This is a genomic window from Neptunicella plasticusilytica, assembly GCF_047922965.1.
Lineage (GTDB): Bacteria > Pseudomonadota > Gammaproteobacteria > Enterobacterales > Alteromonadaceae > Neptunicella > Neptunicella plasticusilytica.
The window spans coordinates 1,737,628-1,759,761 of sequence record NZ_CP150481.1 but is presented as its reverse complement, the minus strand read 5'-3'; the positions used below and the strand labels follow the sequence as shown (position 1 = coordinate 1,759,761).

Sequence of the window (22,134 nt, the reverse complement as noted above, 5' to 3'; positions counted from 1 at the left end):
ATAAGCAGCTATTATTTAACCTCAGTTCTGGATAAGAAGTGTCGTTTAAATTTAAAGCATAGTGAAAAGCAAACATTGATCTATATTATATCCGGAACTGAGGCTATGTATGACAATTGACCAATTATTGGTTGTCGGCATTTTCGTTACAACTATTGCGGCGCTGATCTTTTCAGAGATGCGCCCTTCCTTTATTTTTTCCATTGTTATACTGGCATTGATCTTCACTGGCACCTTATCACTGGATCAAGTCGCGCATAATTTAACCAACAAGGGATTGATTACGTTAATTTTATTGCTGATGGTAAGCGCATCAGTGGATAAAACCTCATTGATTAAACGTTTGGCACGCAAACTGGTTACTGTCGGTTATAAACAGAGTTTCTGGCGATTATTCGGCCTCACCTTCAGCGCATCAGCGTTCCTTAATAATACCGCTGTTGTGGCAACCCTGATTGGCCCGGTGAAACAGAACCAGCACCATCCATCTTCCCGTTTACTCATCCCTTTATCTTACGCGGCCATACTGGGTGGAACACTAACCCTTATCGGAACCTCAACCAATCTTATTGTCGACAGTTTTTTGATCGAGCATGGTCACCAAGGATTCAAATTCTGGGACTTCACACTCTATGGCCTGGTTGCCGGTTTGGCTTGCGGTTTGCTGATGTTTTTGATCAGCCCACTTCTGCCAGAAATCAAGGCGACGGGCAAAAACTACAATGACTACTTTATCGAAGCCGAGGTTGCCGCAGATTCCGAATTAATCGGTAAAACTGTCGAACAAAACCATTTGCGTAATTTGCCAGAACTGTTTTTGGCCGAAGTGGTACGCAAAGGTAAGTTAATTAGCCCAGTGGCACCAGACCTGATTATTGATGGAGGTGATAAGCTAATCTTTACCGGTAATATGCAACGGGTAGATAGTCTGCAACATATCAATGGCCTGAATATGTTTGCCGAAAATAACGGTTTGTTAAGAGAAAACCTGACCGAAGTGGTGGTATCCAATCGCTCCAGGATTATTGGAAAAACCCTTAAACAAGTCGGATTCAGAGCATTATTTGACGCAGCAGTTGTGGCTATTCGCCGGGATGGTGAGCCAATCTCAGGCAAGCATGGCGATGTGTCACTGCAAGCAGGTGATTTTCTGGTTCTCGCCACCGGGCCTGATTTTGCCGCACGACATAATCTGGCCAAAAACTTCTTTATCGTCAGCGAAAGAAATATCGCTAAAAAACTCACATCATTGCAGGAATGGTTAACACTTGGTGGTTTTGCTGCCGTCATACTGGCTGCTGCCGCGTCGTTTTTGTCGCTGCCACTGGGGTTGATGTTATTAATGAGCTTACTGGTGCTGGCTAATATCATCACCGGTAACGAGTTAAAACAACATCTACCGGTCAATCTGGTTATGGTGATTGTCGGTGCATTAAGTTTGGCAACTGCTCTGGAAACAACCGGAATCATCGATTTACTTACCCAAAGCGTGCAACCAATGTTAATTGGCGCAGAACCCTTTCATGCCTTGTTAGCCGTGTACCTGTTAACTTTGATGATGACGGAAGTGGTAACCAATAACGCTGCAGCGGCTTTGATGTTTCCGTTTGCCTGGGGGATCTGTACTGCGATGAATTTACCGGTACTGCCATTTGCCCTGGCTGTCGCCTTTGCCGCCAGCGCCAGCTTTATTTCCCCATACGGCTATCAAACCAACTTGCTGGTATTCAGTGCCACCAACTATAAACTCAAGCACTTTGTGATTATGGGCTTACCTATTTCGATCACCTATTCAACCATTGTATTGACACTATTGAAGTTTAACTACGGATTTTAGGATGAATGGTACCGAGCCGCGAGCAAAGAGCTACGAGTAGCGAGCTAAAAACCAAAACCACCGTTCGTCCTGAGCGCGAAGAGTTAGCTGTCGAAGGGTGGAATATTATTCACGCAGAGCTCGCCAAACCGCTAAGAAAAACATATTAACAGTGGTACCTCGGTCACCCCGGTAGTCTTTTGAGCAGGGGTCCATCATGAATTAATCAACCATTTACTACTGGATTTCGGTTCAAAAGACTACCGGAATGACGAGCATTACCGAGGATAACAAATTTTAAAATTTTTCCTCTGTGCCCCCTGTGTCTCTGTGGTTATCTAAGCTCCTCGCTCGAAGCTCGCCGCAATCTTTCACTCTTTGCGCCAAGTAGTCCCTTGCGGGCCATCTTCAAGCACAATGCCCATCGCCATTAAAGCGTCACGCGCCACATCTGCGGCAGCCCAGTCTTTATCTTCACGCGCCTGTTTGCGATCGGCAATCAATTTTTCGATAGTCGCTACATCCAGATCCTTGCCCTGAAAATAATGTTCAGGATCCTGCTGTAACAATCCCATGACTGCGCCAAGATGCAACATAATGCCAGCCAGTCTTTCAGCCTGTGCATGATCTTCCAGTCGTGCGATATTGATCTCGCGCGCCAGTTCGAATAACACCGAGATAGCTTCCGGACTATTAAAATCGTCATTCATTGCCGCATCAAAACGAACTTGATATTGATTGTCCTGCTCGGCATGTTGTCTATCCGGCTGAATACCACGTAATGCGGTATACAAGCGCTCCAGACTAGCGCGGGCCTGCTTTAGATTGTCTTCGGTATAGTTCAACTGGCTACGGTAATGGGCCGTCATCAAAAAATAACGTACAGTTTCAGCATCATGTTCTTTAAGCACATCCCGTAATGTAAAGAAATTGCCCAACGACTTGGACATTTTCTCTTCATTCACCTGCACCATCCCCGTATGGATCCAGTAATTGACATAGGGTGTGTCAAACGCGCAGCATGACTGGGCCACTTCATTCTCGTGATGGGGAAAAATTAAATCCGAACCTCCACCATGAATATCGAAATGGGCACCCAGATGCTGATGGTTCATCGCCGAACATTCAATATGCCAGCCTGGTCGCCCATCTCCCCAGGGCGATGACCAGCTTGGTTCGCCAGGCTTGGCGGATTTCCACAATACAAAATCCAGTGGTGACTTCTTATCCTGACTGACTTCCACACGTGAGCCGGCCTGTAGCTGTTCCAGATCCTGGCGACTTAATTGACCATATTGCTCAAAACTGCCGACGTTAAACAGCACATCCCCGCTGGAGGAGATATAAGCATGATGTTTATCCACCAAACGCTGAATAACATCAATAATTTGATCCATATGAGTGGTCACCCGTGGTTCGATATCTGCGGGCAATAAACCGATGGCGGCAAAATCCTGATGCATCATCTCGATGGTCCGCGCTGTCAGATCATCACAACTTTCATTGTTATCAACCGCACGTTGGATGATTTTGTCGTCTACGTCGGTGATATTGCGCACATAGTTGACCTCATAACCCAGATGGCGCATGTAACGCACCATCAAATCAAAACTCAGATATGTGCGGGCGTGTCCCATATGACAGAGGTCATAAACTGTAATTCCGCACACATACATACCAACCTTGCCTGCCACCAACGGCTTGAATATTTCCTTCTGGCGAGTCAAAGTATTGTAGATATGCAGCATGCAGTGTTGTCCTCTGTTGGTTATCATTTTGTCAAAAAACAGGATATTACCACTACCACCCCATTGCCGCATCACCGATCGGACAAATTGTCATGCTGATCGTTAACTAAATTTGCGCTAAACTGGCGTTTTTGTTCAATACGGAACTTAACATGGTAAAAATACACACTAACTTTGGCACTATCAGCCTGACAATGTTTGCAGACAAGGCCCCTGAAACCGTTGAAAACTTCCTTTCCTATGCCCGTGAAGGTTTTTATGACAACACTATTTTCCATCGCGTTATCAACGGTTTTATGATCCAGGGTGGTGGATTTGAGCCAGGTTTGCAGCAGAAACCGACCAAAGATCCGATCAACAACGAAGCCAATAACGGTATTGCCAACAATAAAGGCACTGTGGCAATGGCCCGCACCAATGATCCGCATTCAGCCACCTGTCAGTTTTTTATCAACCTCACGGACAACAGCTTTCTGAATTTCCGAGGCGAGAGTCCCGAAGGCTGGGGCTATTGCGTCTTTGCAGAAGTGGATGAAGGTATGGACGTAGTAGAAAAAATTAAAACGGTTAAAACAGGTAACGCCGGTTTCCATCAGGATGTGCCGGTGGAAGATGTGGTGATTGAGAAGGTTGAAGTACAAGATTAATTTGTGAAAACCCTGTTTATTGCCGATCTGCATTTATCTGAAAGCCGTCCGGATATTACTGCGGCTTTTATTGAGTTTATCCGTGACCAGGCCGTTAATGCTGATGCGTTATATGTGTTGGGGGATTTATTTGAAGTGTGGATCGGTGATGATGAAATCACGTCGCTTAACCAGCAAGTTATCAGCGCGTTTAAACAGCTTACCGATCACGCTGTACCGGTTTACTTTATTCATGGCAATCGTGATTTTTTAATCGGTCAGCGTTTTGCCAAAGCCACCGGGATCACAATACTCCCCGAACATCATATTGTTGATCTGTATGGTGAAAAGGTTCTGATCATGCACGGTGACAGCTTATGTACGCTGGACCTCGCCTATCAGAAGTTCAGAAAAACATCGCGCAGCTGGTGGTGGCAGGCATTTATTCTTTCCCTGCCATTATTTGTGCGACATAAAATAGGTCAAAATGCGCGTCGCAAAAGCCAGCAGGCCAATATGCACAAGTCCGACAATATTATGGATGTTACCGACGACGAAGTCATCGCGCAGATGCAAAAATATCAGGTACAAACCCTGATCCACGGCCATACTCACCGCCCCGCAATTCACCAACTGGAAGTTAACGACAAACCGGCCAAACGTATCGTATTGGGTGACTGGTATGAACAAGGCAGTTGCCTGGTGGTCACCCCCGAAAGCATGCAGCTGGAAAACAATCCGCTTCCCACCCTTTAAAGCCGAAAATACCTAACGCTTGTATCAAATACCCGGTCGGTTCGCTTCAACTGGCGCGCTAACAAGCCTTCCAAAGGCTGGTCATATTTCCATCACACAAGCTTCATATTTATGTCAATTAAACGTCCCCCCTGTCCTGCTAGTCTCTGTCGCGAGTTAAATCTGACGTATTCCTAACAACGTTTGTCTGCGTCTTTTTTCAACTTTCCCGATGACACAATTAAAAAAACAACTATTCATGCTAACTCAAAAGGACAATAACTAATGATGACTGAGTCGAAATTGGCTAAAACTATTCGTGCCTTGATTATAGGTATGCCCATTGTGATGCTTGCCGCCTGTGGCGACGGAGACGATGGCAAAAACGGTGTTGATGGTGCTGATGGAGCAAATGGTGCAGCAGCCTTAACCCAAGTTACAAACGTACCAGCTACAGCAGAATGTCCTTACGGGGCGACCTTGTTGCAAGCCGGCACAGACAGCAATGGCAATGGCGTACTGGATGATACCGAAATCCAAAGCGAATCTTCCGTTTGCTCGGCGGCCAGCGCCAGTTCTCATATGATAGCGTCAACCGCCTCAATTAAATTTGATAGCGTCGATGCACCGGCCAGCAACTATGACAAACGTCAAATTCAGGTAGGTCAGGCTAAGGTCGTTGATGGTGAAGATGAAACGATGTTAGATGTGGGCTATCACATTCTGGCTCGCTCCGGTGACAAATTTGGCGATGTGGCTTTTGGTCAGTTGGTCGATAAAGAAGGCCAGCCGCTTTTTGGTGAAGACGGAGCGCGTAAAATTTCTGACGCTAACGAACACACCTCATTGCTGCCTATTGGCAACAAGCTGTTTTCTGTCTCGCAGATGGAGTCTACCCCGGGTGCGATGTTCCTGATGGAATTAAACCAGGACAAAGAAACTGGAGAACTCAGCGTCAAGAACATGAATCAGATCGATCAGTCTGGGGTAGATGGCGGTTGGGTCCACTGCGCAGCGTCAGTAACGCCCTGGACAACTCATCTGGCTTCTGAAGAATATGAGCCAAACGCGGCTAATCCTGCTAGCGCCGCGGGTATGAATGAATATATGGGGCTGGTCGGTGACACTAATCCTTATTTCTATGGCTGGAATATCGAAATAAAAGTCGATGAAGACGCCTCCACAGAGCTGACCAAGCACTATGCGATGGGCCGTATGGCCTTCGAATTGTCTTATGTGATGCCGGACGAAAAAACCGTTTATATGTCAGATGACGGTACCAATGTCGGTTTCTTTATGTTTTTGGCCGATACGGCCGGCGATTTGAGCGCCGGCACACTGTACGCAGCCAAATGGAATCAGACTTCGGCTGATAATGGCGGTGCTGCCGATATCAGCTGGATTAATCTGGGTCACGCCACCGATGCTGAAATCAGCGACTATGTGCATGGTACCAATGACCAGACGGAGCTTACCTTTGCTGATATTTTTGAAGTAGATGGCACAGGTTGTACAACTGTCAGTACTAATGGCGATACCGAATGTTTGTCCATTAAGGATGGTATGGAAAAAGCGGCTTCTCGTATGGAATCACGCCGTTATGCAGCATTGCAGGGTGCAACAACCGAGTTCAGAAAAGAAGAAGGGATTACCTTCGATCCTGATCGCAATAAATTGTATGTGGCCAAAGGTATGACCGATGGTATAGGTGATATTCAGTTGGCCGAGGGTAATTCCTGTGGCGCGGTATACCAGTTAAACATGGCTACAGATGCAGTTAATGATAACACCGGTACCGCTATCGATTCGTCGCTAGTGGTCAAAGACTCCAGCGTACTGGTAGCAGGACGCCCTGTTTCAGCTGAAGATCCTCAAACTGCCGGTTTTGAAGGCAATAACGCTTGTCATATCGATGGCATTGCCAGCCCGGATAACGTCACCTATATGAGCGGCCACAGCCAGCTGATTATTGGTGAAGATACCGGTAGTGGTCACCAGAATGATGCCATCTGGGCCTACGATCTGGATGCAGGCAGTCTGAAACGCATTCAAACCACCCCTTATGGTGCAGAAACCACTTCACCTTACTGGTATCCCAATATCAACGGTTGGGCCTACCTGATGAGTGTTGTTCAGCATCCCTATGGTGAATCCGACGGTGACAAAGACACCGGAACAGGTGAAGCTCGCGCTTACACCGGCTATGTAGGGCCGTTCCCTGCCAAGTCTGAATAACTAAATATATAACGCAGTTTTAACTCAGGGGGCATTTGCCCCCTTTTCCACTATGCGGAGAAAAACCAATGGGCCTTCCATTTCCCTCAGTCTGTTCGAAATTCCTGTTATTGTTACCCTTGTCTCTAGCAGTATCCGCGATGGCCGAGATAAGTGATATTACCTATAACGATGTGCTAAGCCATCCCAGTCCTTATATCCCAGCGCAGTGTTACACCGATCCACAAGTAACCAAAGATACCACCGCTAACCCTTGCTATGCCTGTCATACGCCCAGCAAACGCCCCAATATGCTTAACGATACCGATGTGCAGCTGGTTTATGGTTTTCCGGACAGCGTGTTACACAATCCCTGGACGAACATGTTTAAGGATCGGCGCGAGGCCATTGCTGCCATCAAGGATCAGGACATTCTCGAATATGTGCGCCAAAACAATTATTTTGACGATAATGGCGAGATCCGTTTAGCGAAACGCTTGCAACAACAAGCCAAACAGTTTGACACTAATAACAATGGAGACTGGGACGGCTATATTCCGGACAGTTATTTTAATTTTGATCACCAAGGTTTTGACCACGCCCCTGACGGCAGTTATACCGGCTGGCGCAGTTATGCCTACTACCCGTTACCGGGCAGTTTTATGCCCACCAATGGCTCGACCGATGATGTCAGTATCCGGCTTGCTCCGGCCTTCCGACAAAACGCCCAGGGTCAGTTCGACCTGCCCATCTATAAACTGAATCTGGCGATAGTGGAAGCCATGATACGTGAGCAGGATATTGGCATCCCCCCCACAGATGAACTACCGCTAGGCGTAGATCTGGACAAAGACGGTCAATTAGCTCAGGCCAGCATAATCAAATATGACTGGGCGCCGCTGGAAAAACGCTTTATGTCCTATGTTGGCAAGGCCAAAGAGCAGCTGGACGCAGGAGATATTCATCTGGCTGCCAAACTGTTTCCCGAAGGTACCGAGTTTTTACATTCGGTCCGCTATCTGGATGTCAACAAGCAAGGCCAGGTTGGCATGGCGCAGCGCATGAAAGAGTTGCGCTATGCCAGAAAAACCACCTGGCTAAATTATTACCAGTGGGAAGTGCTAGTCAGTGCCGAAACCAAAGAACGTCACGACTTTCCTGGCCGAACCAAAAAAGTACGGGGTAGTGCGGAAGAAGGCGTGGGAGTTGCACAAGGTTGGGTCTATCAGGGATTTATCGAGGATCGCCAAGGTGAACTTCGTCCACAAACCTACCAGGAACAGGTTAGCTGTACCGGTTGTCATGGTGGTACAGGTGTCATGATGGATACCAATATTTCTTTCTACCGCAAACTGCCGCAGAACAGCTTTCAACAAGGCTGGTATCATTGGGGCCAGAAGTCTATGGCTGGCATTCCCGAACCCAAAAGGGAAAGTGATGCCGAATACGAATACAGCTACTACCTGAAAAATAACCCGACAGGTGATGAGTTCCGCTCCAATACTGAAGTACAACAACGATTCTTTGACAAATTGGGGCAGCCAAAAAAAGCCATGTTTGAGCGCCTGCATCAGGATATATCGGTATTGATGTTGCCTTCGACGGAACGGGCGCTGGCATTAAATAAAGCCTATAAACTGATCGTGGCCGAACAAAGCTTTATCCGTGGCAAAGCTCCCTTGCTTGAACCTCTGGATCGGGTTTTATTCAAGGAGATACTGGTTGATCAGCAAACCGGGATCACTGAGCCGCTCAGTGCGTTTTAAACTTAGAAAATGGATAAACAACGGGCATTCAAAACCCGTTGTTTATCCAGACACAGATTATTCGCCAGCTGCCAGGCGGTAGGATAAATGCTGATAGAAACGTAAGGTAATCGCGTCGCTATCCGGACGAAATTGCAATTCCGTACACAGTGCCTTGAGCGCCGACGACAAATGGTTGATAAACTTGCCGTAGCCGCGCCGGGTGAAGTCAGAATCGGATGCCAGAAAGACCAAATTAATGCTATCGACCATATTGCGGCTATCCCACTGGCTGATAAAACTGCCCCCCAACTGCTCCGGTTTAAAACCGATGCGCAGTAACTCACCTTGGGGATAAAAATACTCTTCCTCGGCGTGGCGAATAATAGGTACTTTGCCGTTGGCAATAATCGCCACCTGATTCAGATTGTATTGTTTGGCAAACGTGGCAAAGGTTTCCGATATATGAGTATATAAAGGGTTGTACGGATCTTCTGCAGCCAGATCAATATCGCATTGTTGTAGCAAATTCATTGTCATCGGCAAAGTTGCAATAGCAAAAGTTAAACTGCTGCGGTTGCCAGGTAAAATAAACGACTGCTGTTGATAGCGATCGGGTAATTTACGAAATCCATGCGTTTTGGTGGCCTTATCACCTTTCTCGGCGGCATAAATATCCCAGGTAAGATGCTGATGATCTTTTACCTTAAAGCGGGAAGACGGCAACTTGATATCCGTAGCCCACTCACTAATCAACTGGCTGACACTTTGGTGGAATTGGGCCGAGCCTTGCCTGACCTCATCACCGGTGGACAGAAAGAGTAGTTCAATCTTGTCGGTAAGAAAGTTGATATCGTAAAAATAGCGCATTCCCGAATGGCAAGCCGGATTATAGAAAAATATTAACTGCTGAGGCGTTTCAATAACTTGCTGCTCTTCACCATATCGGACTCTGACCAATTGATCTTTGGCGATGAAGTTGACGTTGGCTAACTGGTGCTTTTTGCAGATATCAAAAAAGTGATGGCTCAATTTTCGATAAAAGTCTTCATAACTTTTCGTCGTTAAGGGTCGCTCAATAAAACGTTCGACCCATTGTCTGTCGATTTTGCATTCGACCAGCAAATACTGGTTCTCGCGCGCACTGGCCGGCACATAAACTTTATGCACCGCCCCTCTTTTACGTACTAAGGATTTTCTGGAACTCAATTTTAACATCACGCTGCTCCCTGTTTATGACGAGCGACAAGGCTAAAATAATCAAATTAAGCTGAGATGACAGAAATAGGATCGTTTGATGATATCTCGTTAAAGCACACCACTATGAAAACGCAACTCATTATCTCCACCGACAATAAGCTGTGCTTCTACTTCACCAAAAAATTGCACCCGCTCATTAATGTCCTCAGCAGCAATAGTTTGCGCTAACGCTAAATAATCCTGGTAATGACGCGCTTCGGAACGTAATAAGGAGATATAAAACTTGTTTAGTTCTTCATCCAGATAAGGGGCCAATTTGGCAAAACGTTCACAGGAGCGGGCCTCAATATAGGCGCCACAGATCAGCTTGTCGATGAGTGCCTGGGGTTCATAAGTGCGTACATGTTTCATCAAACCTTTGGCATAACGCCCTGCCGAGACATTTTGATATTCAATCCCCCGTTGCTGCATAATTTCCAGGACCTGTTGAAAGTGATGTAATTCCTCTTTTATCAGCAAGACCATTTTATTGACTAAGTCAGCGGCAAAGTCCACATCCGGCCTCGCCTGCAGTTTTTTTCCTAAACCACTGTGATTGGGATTAAATTCACCTTCAAAATCACGACGGTAAACAAAATCCTCATAAGGTTTCAACCAGGCTAATAACGCCGCGCCATTGGTTTTATCCACGGCGTATTTACGCATCAACAACATCGCCGTCTGCGCGGCTTTAAGCTCGCAATTAGCGTGATCCACTAATAAAATCGCTAAATTTTCTGGTTTGATTGCTTCGGATACCCATTCTTTGGGTGTTTCGCAGTGCAAAAATATTTTTATCGGAGCTAACAACTTTTCCAAACAAACCTCTTTGATTCCAATAACCTTTGCTGAACCTGTGCGCGTATTTTACAGCATCTTAATAAAGTTTGATGGCTAATTAAGGCATCCAATGCCTTTCTCTTAAAAATCAGGAATTTTGTCTGGTGCAGGTCAACCAGTCGTTCTAGTTTGTGCGCCAAAGTCCTCAGTACTCAATCCCTGCAACTTTTACTCTACAGTATGAAGATATTTCAGAGTCGAATCGAGAGTTGTGTAGTAAACAGCCCTGCTTATCAATGTTTGACATAATGGAACAGCGTTTGCTTCACACCTTAGTACATTAGACGTTTGGTTAAATTAACTTAAAGCATTAAGGAGAACAAAATGGCAATTATTAATTGGGCAACGGCAAGATACGAAGGTCTGGGTAAAGAGGGTAAAGGACAAGTTTCAACCCAATCTGGAGCTTTAAAAGATCAACCTTACGGTTTTAACACCCGGTTTGAAGATAAAGCAGGCACAAACCCGGAGGAACAAATCGCAGCAGCACATGCGTCGTGTTTTACCATGGCATTATCTATGGGATTAGCAGAACAAGGGTTCAACAAAGGAACCTTAGCATCTAAGGTAAAGGTCAGGTTGGTGAAAGACGGCGACGGCTTTTCTATCACAAAATCCGAAATAAGCCTGGATGCTACAGTTCCCGGTATGAACGGTAAAGATTTCGAACAAGCAGCAATGGACGCAAAACTAGACTGTCCCATATCAAAATTATTAAACTGCGATGTCACGCTAGATATTGCATCATTTGAAGGTGAATAGTTAATGGGTAAGCTCTAATAAAAGCAACCTGTATTAGCGCTATATGCTTATCAATCGTTAATACCAGCATCAATAAACCATTATTGATGCTGGTCGAATCCAGATATAACTGAATTTAATCGTTTTACGCTACCTAATACCAATCCCATTGCTGAAACACCAGATATAAAGCAACGAGGAACAGTAACCCGCCCATAATCCTGTTAACGTAGGTTAGCAGAGTGACGTTACGCCACCTGCGACCTATCCGATCACCCAAAATAGCCCAGCAGGCAATACACAAAAAACACCAGATACAATAAATACCTATAAACAAGACTAGCTGCTGCGGGGCATTGGTCAGTTCAAATGCGCTAACTCCTGCAACACATGCAACCCAAGCCTTGGGGTTTAGCCATTGTAATAGCACGCCTGTCTTGAAATCAGGAGCTTCTGTTTGTATTACTTCCAGCTCAACTACAGATGTGGCGATTCGATAGCCTAAATATGCGATATAGATGCTTCCTGACGTCGCCAAAAACATCATTAAATGTGTATGGTCAGTAATTATATTGGTTAGCCCCAAACCAATTGTATAAAGCAGCAGTATAAAGCCCATGGTCGCGCCGGTAACGAATGGCAAGGTACGCTTAACGCCATAATTAATCCCTGATGTAAAGGTAATCAAGTTAACGGGGCCCGGTGTCAGGGACAGCGAAATCGAATACAACGACATAGCCAAAAAAAGTGACATAAATTATCTCCAACAATTTTTGCCACTATATCGCTTCAGGTATTAATAGATTAGATGCTATTTTTAGATTTTATTATTCTAATTATTTAAGCAATAAAATTATGATTAATGATTTACGTGCCATCGGTATTTTTGCCGAAACGGTGAAAAGAGGGTCTTTTAAAGCCGCCGCCGACTACCTGAAGTTGTCACCTTCGGTGGTCAGCTACCATATCAGTCAGCTGGAAAAGTCGGTTGGAACTGCGTTGCTATACCGTTCAACCCGAAAATTATCATTGACCCATGAAGGTAAAGTCCTGCTCAGGCATGCTGAACTTATGCTGGAAGCGGCAGACCAAGGCATAAACGAAATATCAGCGGTAAAACAAAAGATCAGCGGACAGGTTAGCATCAGCTTGCCCAACGCCCTGATCCGACATCCGCTCATGGATCAACTGGCAAAATTGTGCCAACAACAACAGGATCTAACCCTGTCGCTATTGTTTTCCGATAATCGTCAAAACCTGGTTGCCGAAGGTATTGACTTGGCCTTACGTGCGGGAAAAATGCCTGATAGTGGTTTAAAATCCAGAAAAATAGGGGAAATAAAACGCAAACTGGTCTGTTCCAAAACCTTTTATCATACCTATCAACAACCGGAATCAATTGACGAAATAGCGCACTGCCAATGGATCAAGTTAGATGCTCTTCCATCCAGCAGAGTATTATTAGACCCGGAAGGACAACGTCACCAGTTAAATTTTAGCAGTCAAATTAGTGTCAACAACGTAGAAGCAATGTACCAGCTTTGTATTAAAGGACTGGGATTTGCCACCCCACCCGATTATTTAATTGAATCTGACTTACAAAACGGCAGTGTTATTGAGGTATTACCGGAATGGCAAGTTGAACCTATTCCTCTCTATGCAGTTTGGCCCCCGAATGTTTCTGCAACCAGTAATAGTCGACGTGTTTTAGACCATTTACTTAGGGCGTGTTGATCTTTGGTGTGTATTTTTGCAGCAGTTTGTAACGTATTTATACAAGACATAGCAAGTGTGGTGCAGTTATTCTACATAAGAGAGCGATAACGCTGTAGAAATGCGCTACAAACACTGCCACGTTTTTAAAGAAAGGGGTTCAACCCAACACCTTCTGCTCTTTGTTGCCGGATTTTGACTTAGATCCCTTTATTTTAAACGTAAGGGTCTGCAACCCGGCGTCGCGATCAGAGGGCGTTGGGCTTGAACAAAATTCATACACCAAAGATCAACACGCCCTGGCTAACCTAAACCTGATAGCAGAGGGTATTAAAAAATAATGCAGTTGTGTCTGCATCATTAAAAAGCTATACATAAGGTAAAATAGACCATTTAATACACAAAACTGTTGACGATTTGTTCAAGCTCAAACAAACTGTTGTTAATCAAATGTTAAATAACAATAAACTGTACTTTCAGCGAGGTAATTAACATGATCCTAAATCACTTGTTTGGCCTGTATGCGCACCCGAAAGAAGAATGGCAAACCATCGACAGACGTCATGAAAGCTTGCTATATAGCATGTCGCACATAATGATTATTGCTCTTATCCCAAGCCTGACCAGCTATTATTCTGCCGTCCATCTGGGCTGGAGTATCGGTGTAGGCGACCCCATTCTGCTCACCGAGCAAAGCGCCATGATCGTCAGTGCGGCTATGTATGTAGGCCTGATTTGCGGGGCAATCGCACTGGCATATTTGATCCACTGGATGGCCAAGACTTTTGACGCAAACCCCACTTATACTCAGTCTCTGGAGTTGGCAGCTTATACAGCCACGCCGTTATTTATGGTCGGCTTTGCTTCTTTTTATCCGGAGCTATGGTTTGTGATGCTGGTAGGTCTGGCAGGATTAACCTATTCCGTTTATCTGCTGTATTCAGGTGTCCCCATTATTATGCATATCCCTGAAGAAAAAGGCTTTATCTACGCCAGCTCGGTAGTGACTTGCGGTCTGGTCTTGCTGTCGGTGATGATGGCCAGCACCGTTATTTTATGGAGTATGGGAATGGGGCCGGTATTGGCCAGCTAATTCAGCAATAAAATGATGGCAAAAAAATGGCAGGTTACCCTGCCATTTTTTTTTACAATATAGCTACGGACTAATTATCGCTATCCATATTGTGCAGTTCAAGATTGGATACATTCCCCGCTTCAGACTTGTTTTTTGACCCTTCTGAGCGCAATAAATCCAGTTGTTCCAGATAGCCCTGGTTAACATCACCGGTAATGTATTTACCATCGAAAACCGATGTATCAAATTGTTTGATCTCGGGGTTTTCTTCCCTGACAGCATCCACCAAATCCTGAATATCCTGAAAAATAAGGCCGTCAGCTTTAATAAACTCACAAATTTCATCCACTTCCCGACCGTGAGAAATCAGCTCATTAGCGCTGGGCATATCTATACCGTACACGTTCGGAAAACGAATTTCCGGGGCGGCGGAGGCGAAATACACTTTTTTCGCACCCGATTCCCGGGCCATATCAATAATCTGCTCAGAGGTGGTACCTCGCACAATGGAATCATCCACCAGCAGTACATTTTTACCTTTAAATTCGGAAGGTATTGCGTTGAGCTTGCGGCGCACCGACTGTTTACGCATAGTCTGTCCCGGCATAATAAAAGTGCGGCCAATGTAGCGATTTTTCACAAACCCCTGACGATACGGAATATTCAGTTCCTGGGCTATTTGCAACGCAATATCACAGGAGGTTTCAGGAATAGGTACCACAACATCTATATCCATGTGGGACCATTCACGCGCAATTTTTTGACCCAGCTTGCGTCCCATATTAACGCGAGAAGCATAAACCGACATTCCGTCGATAAAGGAATCAGGGCGAGCAAAATAGACAAATTCAAAAATACAGGGGGCGTTGAGCGGGTTGTCCGCACATTGCTGGGTGTGTAACTGTCCGTCTTCTGTGACAAAAATCGCTTCACCGGGAGCGACGTCACGGACAAACTTAAATCCAACTGCATCCAGTGCGACACTCTCCGAGGCCACCATGTATTCATCACCTGCCGCTGTAGTCCGCTTACCCAACGCCAGAGGTCGAATACCGTAAGGGTCACGAAACGCCACCATACCGATACCGATAATTGCCGCCACACAGGCATAAGCACCACGGATTTTACGATGTACATTAATCACTGCGGCAAACACGTCTTCCGGGCGAATGCGCATATTCGGGCAAAGCTGCAATTCGTGTGCAAAAATATTCAGCAATAATTCCGAATCAGAAGTGGTATTAATATGCCGGCGTGCCACCCGGAATACTTCGTCCTGTAATTCATGGGAATTGGTCAAATTACCGTTGTGGGCAAAGGCAATACCGAACGGGGAATTAACATAAAAAGGTTGCGCCTCCGCTGAACTGGACGTTCCAGCCGTTGGATAACGAACATGACCAATACCAAACTGGCCGCTCAAGCGTTGCATATGACGGGTATGAAACACGTCACGCACCAGACCGTTAGCCTTGCGCAAATGAAACATTCCACGGTCGATAGTGACAACTCCGGCAGCATCCTGTCCACGATGCTGCAACACAATCAGGCTATCATATAGCGCCTGTACTACAGGGGTTTTACCGACAATTCCAACAATACCACACATGCCTATTACCTACTTTTTAGATCGTATTCAGAAAACTGGAGTTACTTTTAAGGTAAGTAAAGAACCATTCAACTATGACTTTAAATTCGGGAACCAAAACAGAGGACTGCCACCATTGAGTACCGGGGGCCGGGGTAAATACATCCAGAAAAAACAATAATGCGCTGACAATCAACGCGCCACGTAATAAGCCAAATACCGCACCTAACGACCGATCAGTGCCGCTCAAGCCGGTGTGCTGAACCAACTGGCTAACAACGTAATTTAATAGGCCGCCGAGGATCAGGGTGACCACAAACAGAATAGCGATCGCGACACCATTTCGGATCATTGAATCGTCGATGGAGGTCAAATAAACGGCCAGATCGGCGTAGAACTGACTAGCAATAAAAAAGGCACCAATCCATACAGCTAAAGAAATGGCTTCTTTAACAAAGCCTCTTACCAGGCTAATCAGGGTTGAGAGTAAAATAACGCCAAGGATGGCGAAGTCAATCCAGTTCATGACCGTACTTTGCTATGAAATTGCGCGCGAATTCTACCAAAAGAAACCTTCCAATTCTAATAAAACATCTAGCCCTAGCCAGAGGCTATTTAACCTTAAATTCCGTTACCCGTCCTTTAAGGTTGGTAATTTGTTTTAAATGCGGGATGGCTTTTTCCATTTTTTGCTTGTCGACATCAGGCCCGACAAATACCTTGGTTAACTCGCCAGAACTGGTTTGTATTTTATTACTAAAGGCACGATATCCAGCCCCCTGTAATTTGGTCAGCAATTCACGAACATTTTTATCATGGCGGAAAACGCCAAGCTGCACGACCCAACCGGCACTCACCTCTTCGTTCTGGATCTGTTTTTCCAGGGCAGTTAATTCGGCGGATGTTTGTACTTTATTTTGCTGGCCTGGTTGTGCGTCATCAACCTTACCTGAAGTTTGTGACTGGCCATCCGACATAGCAACGGCAGCTGACTCATCATCAAGTACCGGATCGGTGACTATTTCCACTTGGCGAGTAACAGCCTGATTAACTTGTTGATGGGGAAAAGCGGTGGTATTGGCAACCGGCTTTGACACTGGCCGTTGAGGTATAGGAACAAAACTGTCTTTATGCGACACCTTCTCTCCATCCAGGATATCAGGCAAAAAGATGACAGCCAGTGCTACCAGAACAATAGTCCCTATCAAACGATTTTGAAATGCAGATGCCAAACTCAATTCCCCTCGTCAGGATCCAGTTGCAACACTTCAGCGACGGTATGAAACGAGCCAAATACTACAACCAGATCATCTTTATGTGCATTTTCAACCGCCTTTCTATAGGCGTCTTTTACCGTTAAATATGATAACACCGTTTGAGACGGCATCAGTAGTTGATTTAACCCCTCTGCTGTTCCCCCTCTGGGTCCGGCTAATCCCGCCGTATACCAATTTGCCGAGAAACGCTGCAGAGGAATCAGGCTATTTGCAATATCTTTATCTTTCAACATCGCTACCACCAAATGCAGCTGGCGGTAATCCATTGTGTCAATTTTGTTTGCCAAATAACCGGTAGACTGAGGATTATGTGCCACATCGAGCATAACGGTTGGATTATTCTGCAGTATCTGGCATCGTCCAGATACCTTGACCGATGACATTAGCTGGACAAATTGCTGATGACTCAAGGCCAAGTCTAGCCACTCAATCACGGCAAAAGCATTCGCAGCATTGGCTAAAGGAATATTGGCGGGTGGCAGCGAGCTGATTTTCTGCTCTCCCTGCCAACACAAGCCTTCTGCATCTTGCTCAAAAAGATAATCTTTGCCCTGAAATCTGGCGTTCACCTGCAAGGTTTTAATCTGTTGCAGCAAACTCTGCGGAGGATCCGTTTCACCAATAATGGCCTCCCCCTGATGACGAAGAATACCGGCCTTCTCAAAGCCGATTTTTTCCCGGGTATCGCCTAAATAATCCTGATGGTCCAGATCAATGGTGGTAATGACTGACAAATCCGGTTCGACGATATTCACCGCATCCAGTCGTCCACCCAGGCCAATTTCCAGCAACACGACATCCGGCTGTTGCTGTGCCAATAAGTACAGCCCTGCTAGCGTACCAAATTCAAAATAAGTTAAGGAAATATCAGCGCGTAAATCTTCAATTAGGGTAAAAGCATCCACGTGCTGTTGCTCATCCAGCATGGCTCCATTAACTTTAATCCGCTCACGATAATCAATTAAGTGGGGGGAACTGTATACGCCAACGGTTTTACCGGCTAGCAGACAAGCCTGCTCAACCATCGCACAAGTGGTGCCTTTACCGTTGGTCCCTGCCACCATAATGACTTTGGAGTGGTCAAAATCCAGCTGCATACGCTGAAAAACCTGGCGAACACGCTCAAGCCCCAGTTCAATATTTTGCGGGTGAATTTTTTCCAGATACTCGAGCCACTGTGACAAAGTTGTCAAAGTGGCTGAAAGATTGGAGTCCATTATTGCTGGTGATGGTAATGAAGCTTGCTGAGAATACTGTGTACTTTGTCACGCATCTGGCGGCGATCTACGATCATATCAATAGCACCTTTTTCGAGCAAAAATTCGCTGCGTTGAAAGCCTTCCGGCAATACTTCACGTACGGTTTGCTCAATCACTCGTGGCCCGGCAAAACCAATCAGAGCTTTGGGCTCGGCAATATTAATATCACCCAACATAGCCAAACTAGCCGATACACCGCCCATAGTCGGGTCAGTCAATACCGAAATAAACGGCAAACCTTTTTCACTCATTTTAGCCAACGCAGCGCTGGTTTTCGCCATCTGCATCAGTGACAACAGCGCTTCTTGCATTCTCGCTCCACCACTGGTCGAAAAACACACTAACGGAGTGTTATTCTCCAGACAGGCGTTTACCGCTGCCACAAAACGGGCACCGACTACAGACGCCATAGAGCCGCCCATAAAGCTAAACTCAAAAGCAGCGGCTACCACCGGCAAGCCTTTCAGCTTACCTTGCATCACCACCATCGCATCAGTTTCATCACTGGACTTTTGTGCCGCGCTAATACGATCTTTATACTTTTTTGAATCTTTGAATTTGAGAATATCTTTAGGCTCAAACTCGCTGCCCAGCTCGATACGTTTACCTTCATCCAGAAAGTGTTCCAGGCGGGTTCGTGCCTTGATACGCATATGATGATCGCACTTCGGGCAAACCTCTAACTGCTTCTCCAGTTCCACCTTATAAAGCGTAGCTTTACACTCGGAACATTTAGCCCAGACCCCTTCAGGCACGTTACTTTTTGTTGATGACTGGGTACGAGGTAAAATTCTTTCAATCCAACTCATTCAATTCATTCCTGCTTTTGTAGCTCAGTTGGTTCAAACAACGGGGAACAGCAACGCTTTCCCCATGCTCTAAAATTGCCGTATTAAAGCATATTTCAATGTGCTGCGGCTAATGAAAACTGGTCAGAAGTCTTGTAATGGCAAAAATAATGGCCCCATTGGCATTACCGGTATAGCAAACTCTTGTGGATAAGTCACATGAACCAGATATAAACCATTAGGTTTGGCGGTTGCCCCTGCAACGGTACGATCTTTACCTTCGAGTAATTGCTGCAACCATTCAACAGGCTGATTACCGTTACCAATTTCCACCAGTGAACCAACGATATTACGCACCATATGGTGTAAAAATGCATTGGCCTGTATATCCACCGCAATATAATCTCCGAAACGGTGAATGGAGAGGTGTGAAATAGTTCTGATCGCCGTGTTAGCCTGGCAATGCACCGCACGAAACGCGCTAAAATCATGCTTTCCCAGCAGACATTGCGCAGCGAGCTGCATACGTACTTCATCCAGAGGGCTGTATATATGGGTTACCCCGTGCGGCAAAATACCGCTACGCAACGGGCGGTTGTAAATAATATAGCGGTAACGTCTGGCCGTCGCACCAAAACGTGCATGAAAATCATCACTGACGTCAACACACCATTTTACCGCAATAGAAGGAGGCAAATGAGTATTAACCCCCATAGTCCAGGCCCGTGCCGCCCGCGGTTTATCTACATCAAAATGCACAACCTGTCCGGTTGCATGCACGCCAGCATCGGTGCGTCCCGCACAAACGACATGAATGGATTGGTTGGCGATTTTTGACAACGATTCTTCTAAACGCTGTTGAACACTGATGGCATTATTTTGCCGCTGCCAGCCATGAAACAAGGCACCATCATATTCAATACCTAAGGCAATTCGCATGATTTACTCATAAGGAAAAATTGGGCGCTATTGTAGAGGAAATGTTGGAAATGGGAAAATCCCGGTTCAATTTGAAATATTTTCTATATCGTCAAATGCAATATTATTGAATATTGCATCTGGCGATATCTGCACGCGGAAAAACTTTTTTTTCATATAAGGGCAAAAACTCAATACCATCGCTCACTTTAAACAGACTACCTTGTTCCAGCATCGTAATAACTCCATCGACATTATTTAATGCAAGTCCCTGAACAAAAATCTCCACCCCATTGGGGTTTACCCTATCCAAGGTGCCAAAGTAATTTTGTTTATAAGTACATACCGTTGAACCTACTTTTAAGGGAATATTTTTCGCTGACAACCAGCTTGAAGTACTGTTCGGCTTAGTTTTAGACCAAGCTACCAATGCAGCATCTTGCCAGTTGCTACTTGGATCGTTAAACCTCTGTGCACTAGTTCCATCGTTGGATGGGTCGTTAGCAGATATTCCTCTGCTACTGTAAGAGAATTCCTCTGCCGCAGTTGTCCATTGATCGTCAGCATCATCGTCGTCAAATAAAAATGAGCGGATATTAGCGTATACCTCACTATCATTAGCGATGTTATTCTTCACTGCATTTTCGTATTGAATTTCCGGACTGGAAAGAAAAGCACGATATTGTTCAAGCGTAAGTTCTGCACTTAAGAAATGGGTAATTTCTTTCAGGCTAGAAAATTGGACTTGTTGTTGAGACAGATATAGCAGGTAATCATCCAGCCACTCGGCATTTTCTTTTTCTAGCAGTGCCAAATCATCATTCAACACGAATAATTCACTATAAAAAGAAAATAGCCGGAACTCATATTTATCAACAAATCGAGTTAAAAAAGTATCTCCGATACCATCATTTTTATCATTATATTCAACCAATTGAATACAAGTCTGAGGACAAATAAATTTTTGTTCAAAGCTGGGGGCAAGCAAGTCAATGCTGTATGCGTCATCTGACTTGGCTAATCTGAAACCGGTTAAAATCCCGTTCAACTTGCCGTCATCCTTGTCGGCTTCCAGTCTCGCGATAACAGTTAAACCATACAAAGGAAGATCACTAGAGGTATATTGGGAAAGCGCCTTCCATTTTTCGGCAGCAGAATGATGCTGCTCTCCCGCCACTTTTATTGGTGTGCTACAAGCCGATAGCCCGCATATTATCCAAATGGCAGATATACACAGTAAAGCGCTCCGGTATCCACAAAATTTATTTGATTGTTCCATACTTAATCAAGTTCATTCCATTCAATAGCTTCATCGAAGGTAAAATTGATGGTTTGTCCCGATGGAATATTATTATAGACAGTTAAATCCCCACCCAAATAGATATTGATAATGCCCGAATCACCGCTATTAATTTCTACAAAATCATTATTGTTATAAATAACTTTTTGTTGCACATCGCTAAATACCGATGCTTTGGGATTGAACATATAGCCATTGCCATTATCAAGGTTAGGCTTCATCTTAATTTGAACAATTTTATTCGGATTAGCCGTAATGGTATAACTACCATTTTGAGCACCTTTGGGAAATTCACAAATAAACATACCTTGATAATATGTAAGCGCACCTGTGGTCGGGATCATCGAACAGCTACCTGTGGTTAAAATAACCGAACCGAAGTTAATTTCCTGATTCACACTAAAAGTCGGAGTAATGGCTTGAACCTTACCCCCAAAAAAAATGATGCAAATCGATAATAGGTACTTACGCATAAGCTCCTCTGGTTGTTTATCACTGGTATGTAGTTGCAA

Annotated in this window: 20 protein-coding genes; 8 read left to right on the top strand and 12 right to left on the bottom strand. The window is 45.1% G+C overall.

Going from position 1 to position 22,134, the window contains the following annotated elements:
* Window positions 1-109: 109 nt before the first annotated feature.
* Window positions 110-1,837, top strand: coding sequence for an SLC13 family permease (locus tag V1467_RS07680; RefSeq protein WP_416308206.1), 1,728 nt, complete (start codon window positions 110-112; stop codon window positions 1,835-1,837).
* Between the two features lie 350 nt (window positions 1,838-2,187).
* Here the strand turns inward: V1467_RS07680 and cysS are convergent, their stop codons facing one another.
* Window positions 2,188-3,564, bottom strand: coding sequence for a cysteine--tRNA ligase (cysS, locus tag V1467_RS07675; protein ID WP_416308205.1), 1,377 nt, complete (start codon window positions 3,562-3,564; stop codon window positions 2,188-2,190).
* A gap of 152 nt (window positions 3,565-3,716) precedes the next feature.
* Between cysS and V1467_RS07670 the strand changes: the two genes are divergently transcribed.
* The 4 genes from V1467_RS07670 to V1467_RS07655 all read left to right on the top strand — a co-directional run bounded on the left by V1467_RS07670 (window position 3,717) and on the right by V1467_RS07655 (window position 8,905).
* Window positions 3,717-4,211, top strand: coding sequence for a peptidylprolyl isomerase (locus tag V1467_RS07670; protein ID WP_416308204.1), 495 nt, complete (start codon window positions 3,717-3,719; stop codon window positions 4,209-4,211).
* 3 nt (window positions 4,212-4,214) lie between these two features.
* Window positions 4,215-4,946 carry a UDP-2,3-diacylglucosamine diphosphatase gene (gene lpxH / locus V1467_RS07665; RefSeq protein ID WP_416308203.1) on the top strand — a complete coding sequence of 244 codons (732 nt, stop codon included), beginning with the start codon at window positions 4,215-4,217 and terminating at the stop codon, window positions 4,944-4,946.
* A 264-nt stretch (window positions 4,947-5,210) separates the two neighbouring features.
* Window positions 5,211-7,160 (top strand): PhoX family protein, encoded by a 1,950-nt coding sequence (locus V1467_RS07660; protein WP_416308202.1) that lies wholly within the window; start codon window positions 5,211-5,213, stop codon window positions 7,158-7,160.
* A gap of 140 nt (window positions 7,161-7,300) precedes the next feature.
* Window positions 7,301-8,905 carry a hypothetical protein gene (locus tag V1467_RS07655; protein ID WP_416308201.1) on the top strand — a complete coding sequence of 535 codons (1,605 nt, stop codon included), beginning with the start codon at window positions 7,301-7,303 and terminating at the stop codon, window positions 8,903-8,905.
* Between the two features lie 57 nt (window positions 8,906-8,962).
* Here V1467_RS07655 and V1467_RS07650 read toward each other — a convergent pair whose 3' ends face one another.
* Together V1467_RS07650 and miaE are read right to left on the bottom strand one after the other, a co-directional pair.
* Window positions 8,963-10,102: a DUF3083 family protein gene (locus V1467_RS07650; protein ID WP_416308200.1), complete on the bottom strand. Its 1,140-nt coding sequence runs from the start codon at window positions 10,100-10,102 to the stop codon at window positions 8,963-8,965.
* Window positions 10,103-10,192: 90 nt separating this feature from the next.
* Window positions 10,193-10,942 (bottom strand): tRNA isopentenyl-2-thiomethyl-A-37 hydroxylase MiaE, encoded by a 750-nt coding sequence (miaE, locus tag V1467_RS07645; RefSeq protein ID WP_416308199.1) that lies wholly within the window; start codon window positions 10,940-10,942, stop codon window positions 10,193-10,195.
* Between the two features lie 345 nt (window positions 10,943-11,287).
* Between miaE and V1467_RS07640 the strand changes: the two genes are divergently transcribed.
* Window positions 11,288-11,725 (top strand): OsmC family protein, encoded by a 438-nt coding sequence (locus V1467_RS07640; protein WP_416308198.1) that lies wholly within the window; start codon window positions 11,288-11,290, stop codon window positions 11,723-11,725.
* 133 nt (window positions 11,726-11,858) lie between these two features.
* Here V1467_RS07640 and V1467_RS07635 read toward each other — a convergent pair whose 3' ends face one another.
* On the bottom strand, window positions 11,859-12,458 hold the full coding sequence (locus V1467_RS07635; protein WP_416308197.1) for a LysE family translocator: 600 nt from the start codon (window positions 12,456-12,458) through the stop codon (window positions 11,859-11,861).
* Window positions 12,459-12,559: 101 nt separating this feature from the next.
* Between V1467_RS07635 and V1467_RS07630 the strand changes: the two genes are divergently transcribed.
* Both V1467_RS07630 and V1467_RS07625 read left to right on the top strand, forming a co-directional pair.
* Window positions 12,560-13,438, top strand: a complete 879-nt coding sequence (locus V1467_RS07630) for a LysR family transcriptional regulator (protein ID WP_416308196.1) — start codon at window positions 12,560-12,562, stop codon at window positions 13,436-13,438.
* Window positions 13,439-13,910: 472 nt separating this feature from the next.
* The gene (locus tag V1467_RS07625; RefSeq protein WP_416308195.1) at window positions 13,911-14,510 is read left to right on the top strand and encodes a Yip1 family protein; all 600 of its coding nucleotides are present in this window, start codon (window positions 13,911-13,913) and stop codon (window positions 14,508-14,510) included.
* A 70-nt stretch (window positions 14,511-14,580) separates the two neighbouring features.
* Here the strand turns inward: V1467_RS07625 and purF are convergent, their stop codons facing one another.
* The 8 genes from purF to V1467_RS07585 form a co-directional block, all read right to left on the bottom strand.
* The gene (purF, locus tag V1467_RS07620) at window positions 14,581-16,101 is read right to left on the bottom strand and encodes an amidophosphoribosyltransferase (RefSeq protein WP_416308194.1); all 1,521 of its coding nucleotides are present in this window, start codon (window positions 16,099-16,101) and stop codon (window positions 14,581-14,583) included.
* A gap of 16 nt (window positions 16,102-16,117) precedes the next feature.
* A complete protein-coding gene (locus V1467_RS07615; protein ID WP_416308193.1) occupies window positions 16,118-16,606 on the bottom strand; it encodes a CvpA family protein in 489 nt (162 codons plus the stop codon).
* 85 nt (window positions 16,607-16,691) lie between these two features.
* Window positions 16,692-17,312, bottom strand: coding sequence for an SPOR domain-containing protein (locus V1467_RS07610; RefSeq protein ID WP_416308192.1), 621 nt, complete (start codon window positions 17,310-17,312; stop codon window positions 16,692-16,694).
* Between the two features lie 2 nt (window positions 17,313-17,314).
* Window positions 17,315-18,574 (bottom strand): bifunctional tetrahydrofolate synthase/dihydrofolate synthase, encoded by a 1,260-nt coding sequence (gene folC / locus V1467_RS07605; protein WP_416308191.1) that lies wholly within the window; start codon window positions 18,572-18,574, stop codon window positions 17,315-17,317.
* Window positions 18,574-19,425 carry an acetyl-CoA carboxylase, carboxyltransferase subunit beta gene (gene accD / locus V1467_RS07600; protein WP_416308190.1) on the bottom strand — a complete coding sequence of 284 codons (852 nt, stop codon included), beginning with the start codon at window positions 19,423-19,425 and terminating at the stop codon, window positions 18,574-18,576. Before accD ends, folC begins: the two co-directional genes overlap by 1 nt.
* A gap of 123 nt (window positions 19,426-19,548) precedes the next feature.
* On the bottom strand, window positions 19,549-20,343 hold the full coding sequence (gene truA, locus V1467_RS07595) for a tRNA pseudouridine(38-40) synthase TruA (RefSeq protein WP_416308189.1): 795 nt from the start codon (window positions 20,341-20,343) through the stop codon (window positions 19,549-19,551).
* Between the two features lie 103 nt (window positions 20,344-20,446).
* Window positions 20,447-21,601 (bottom strand): hypothetical protein, encoded by a 1,155-nt coding sequence (locus V1467_RS07590; protein ID WP_416308188.1) that lies wholly within the window; start codon window positions 21,599-21,601, stop codon window positions 20,447-20,449.
* Between the two features lie 2 nt (window positions 21,602-21,603).
* Window positions 21,604-22,134 carry a hypothetical protein gene (locus V1467_RS07585; RefSeq protein WP_416308187.1) on the bottom strand — a complete coding sequence of 177 codons (531 nt, stop codon included), beginning with the start codon at window positions 22,132-22,134 and terminating at the stop codon, window positions 21,604-21,606.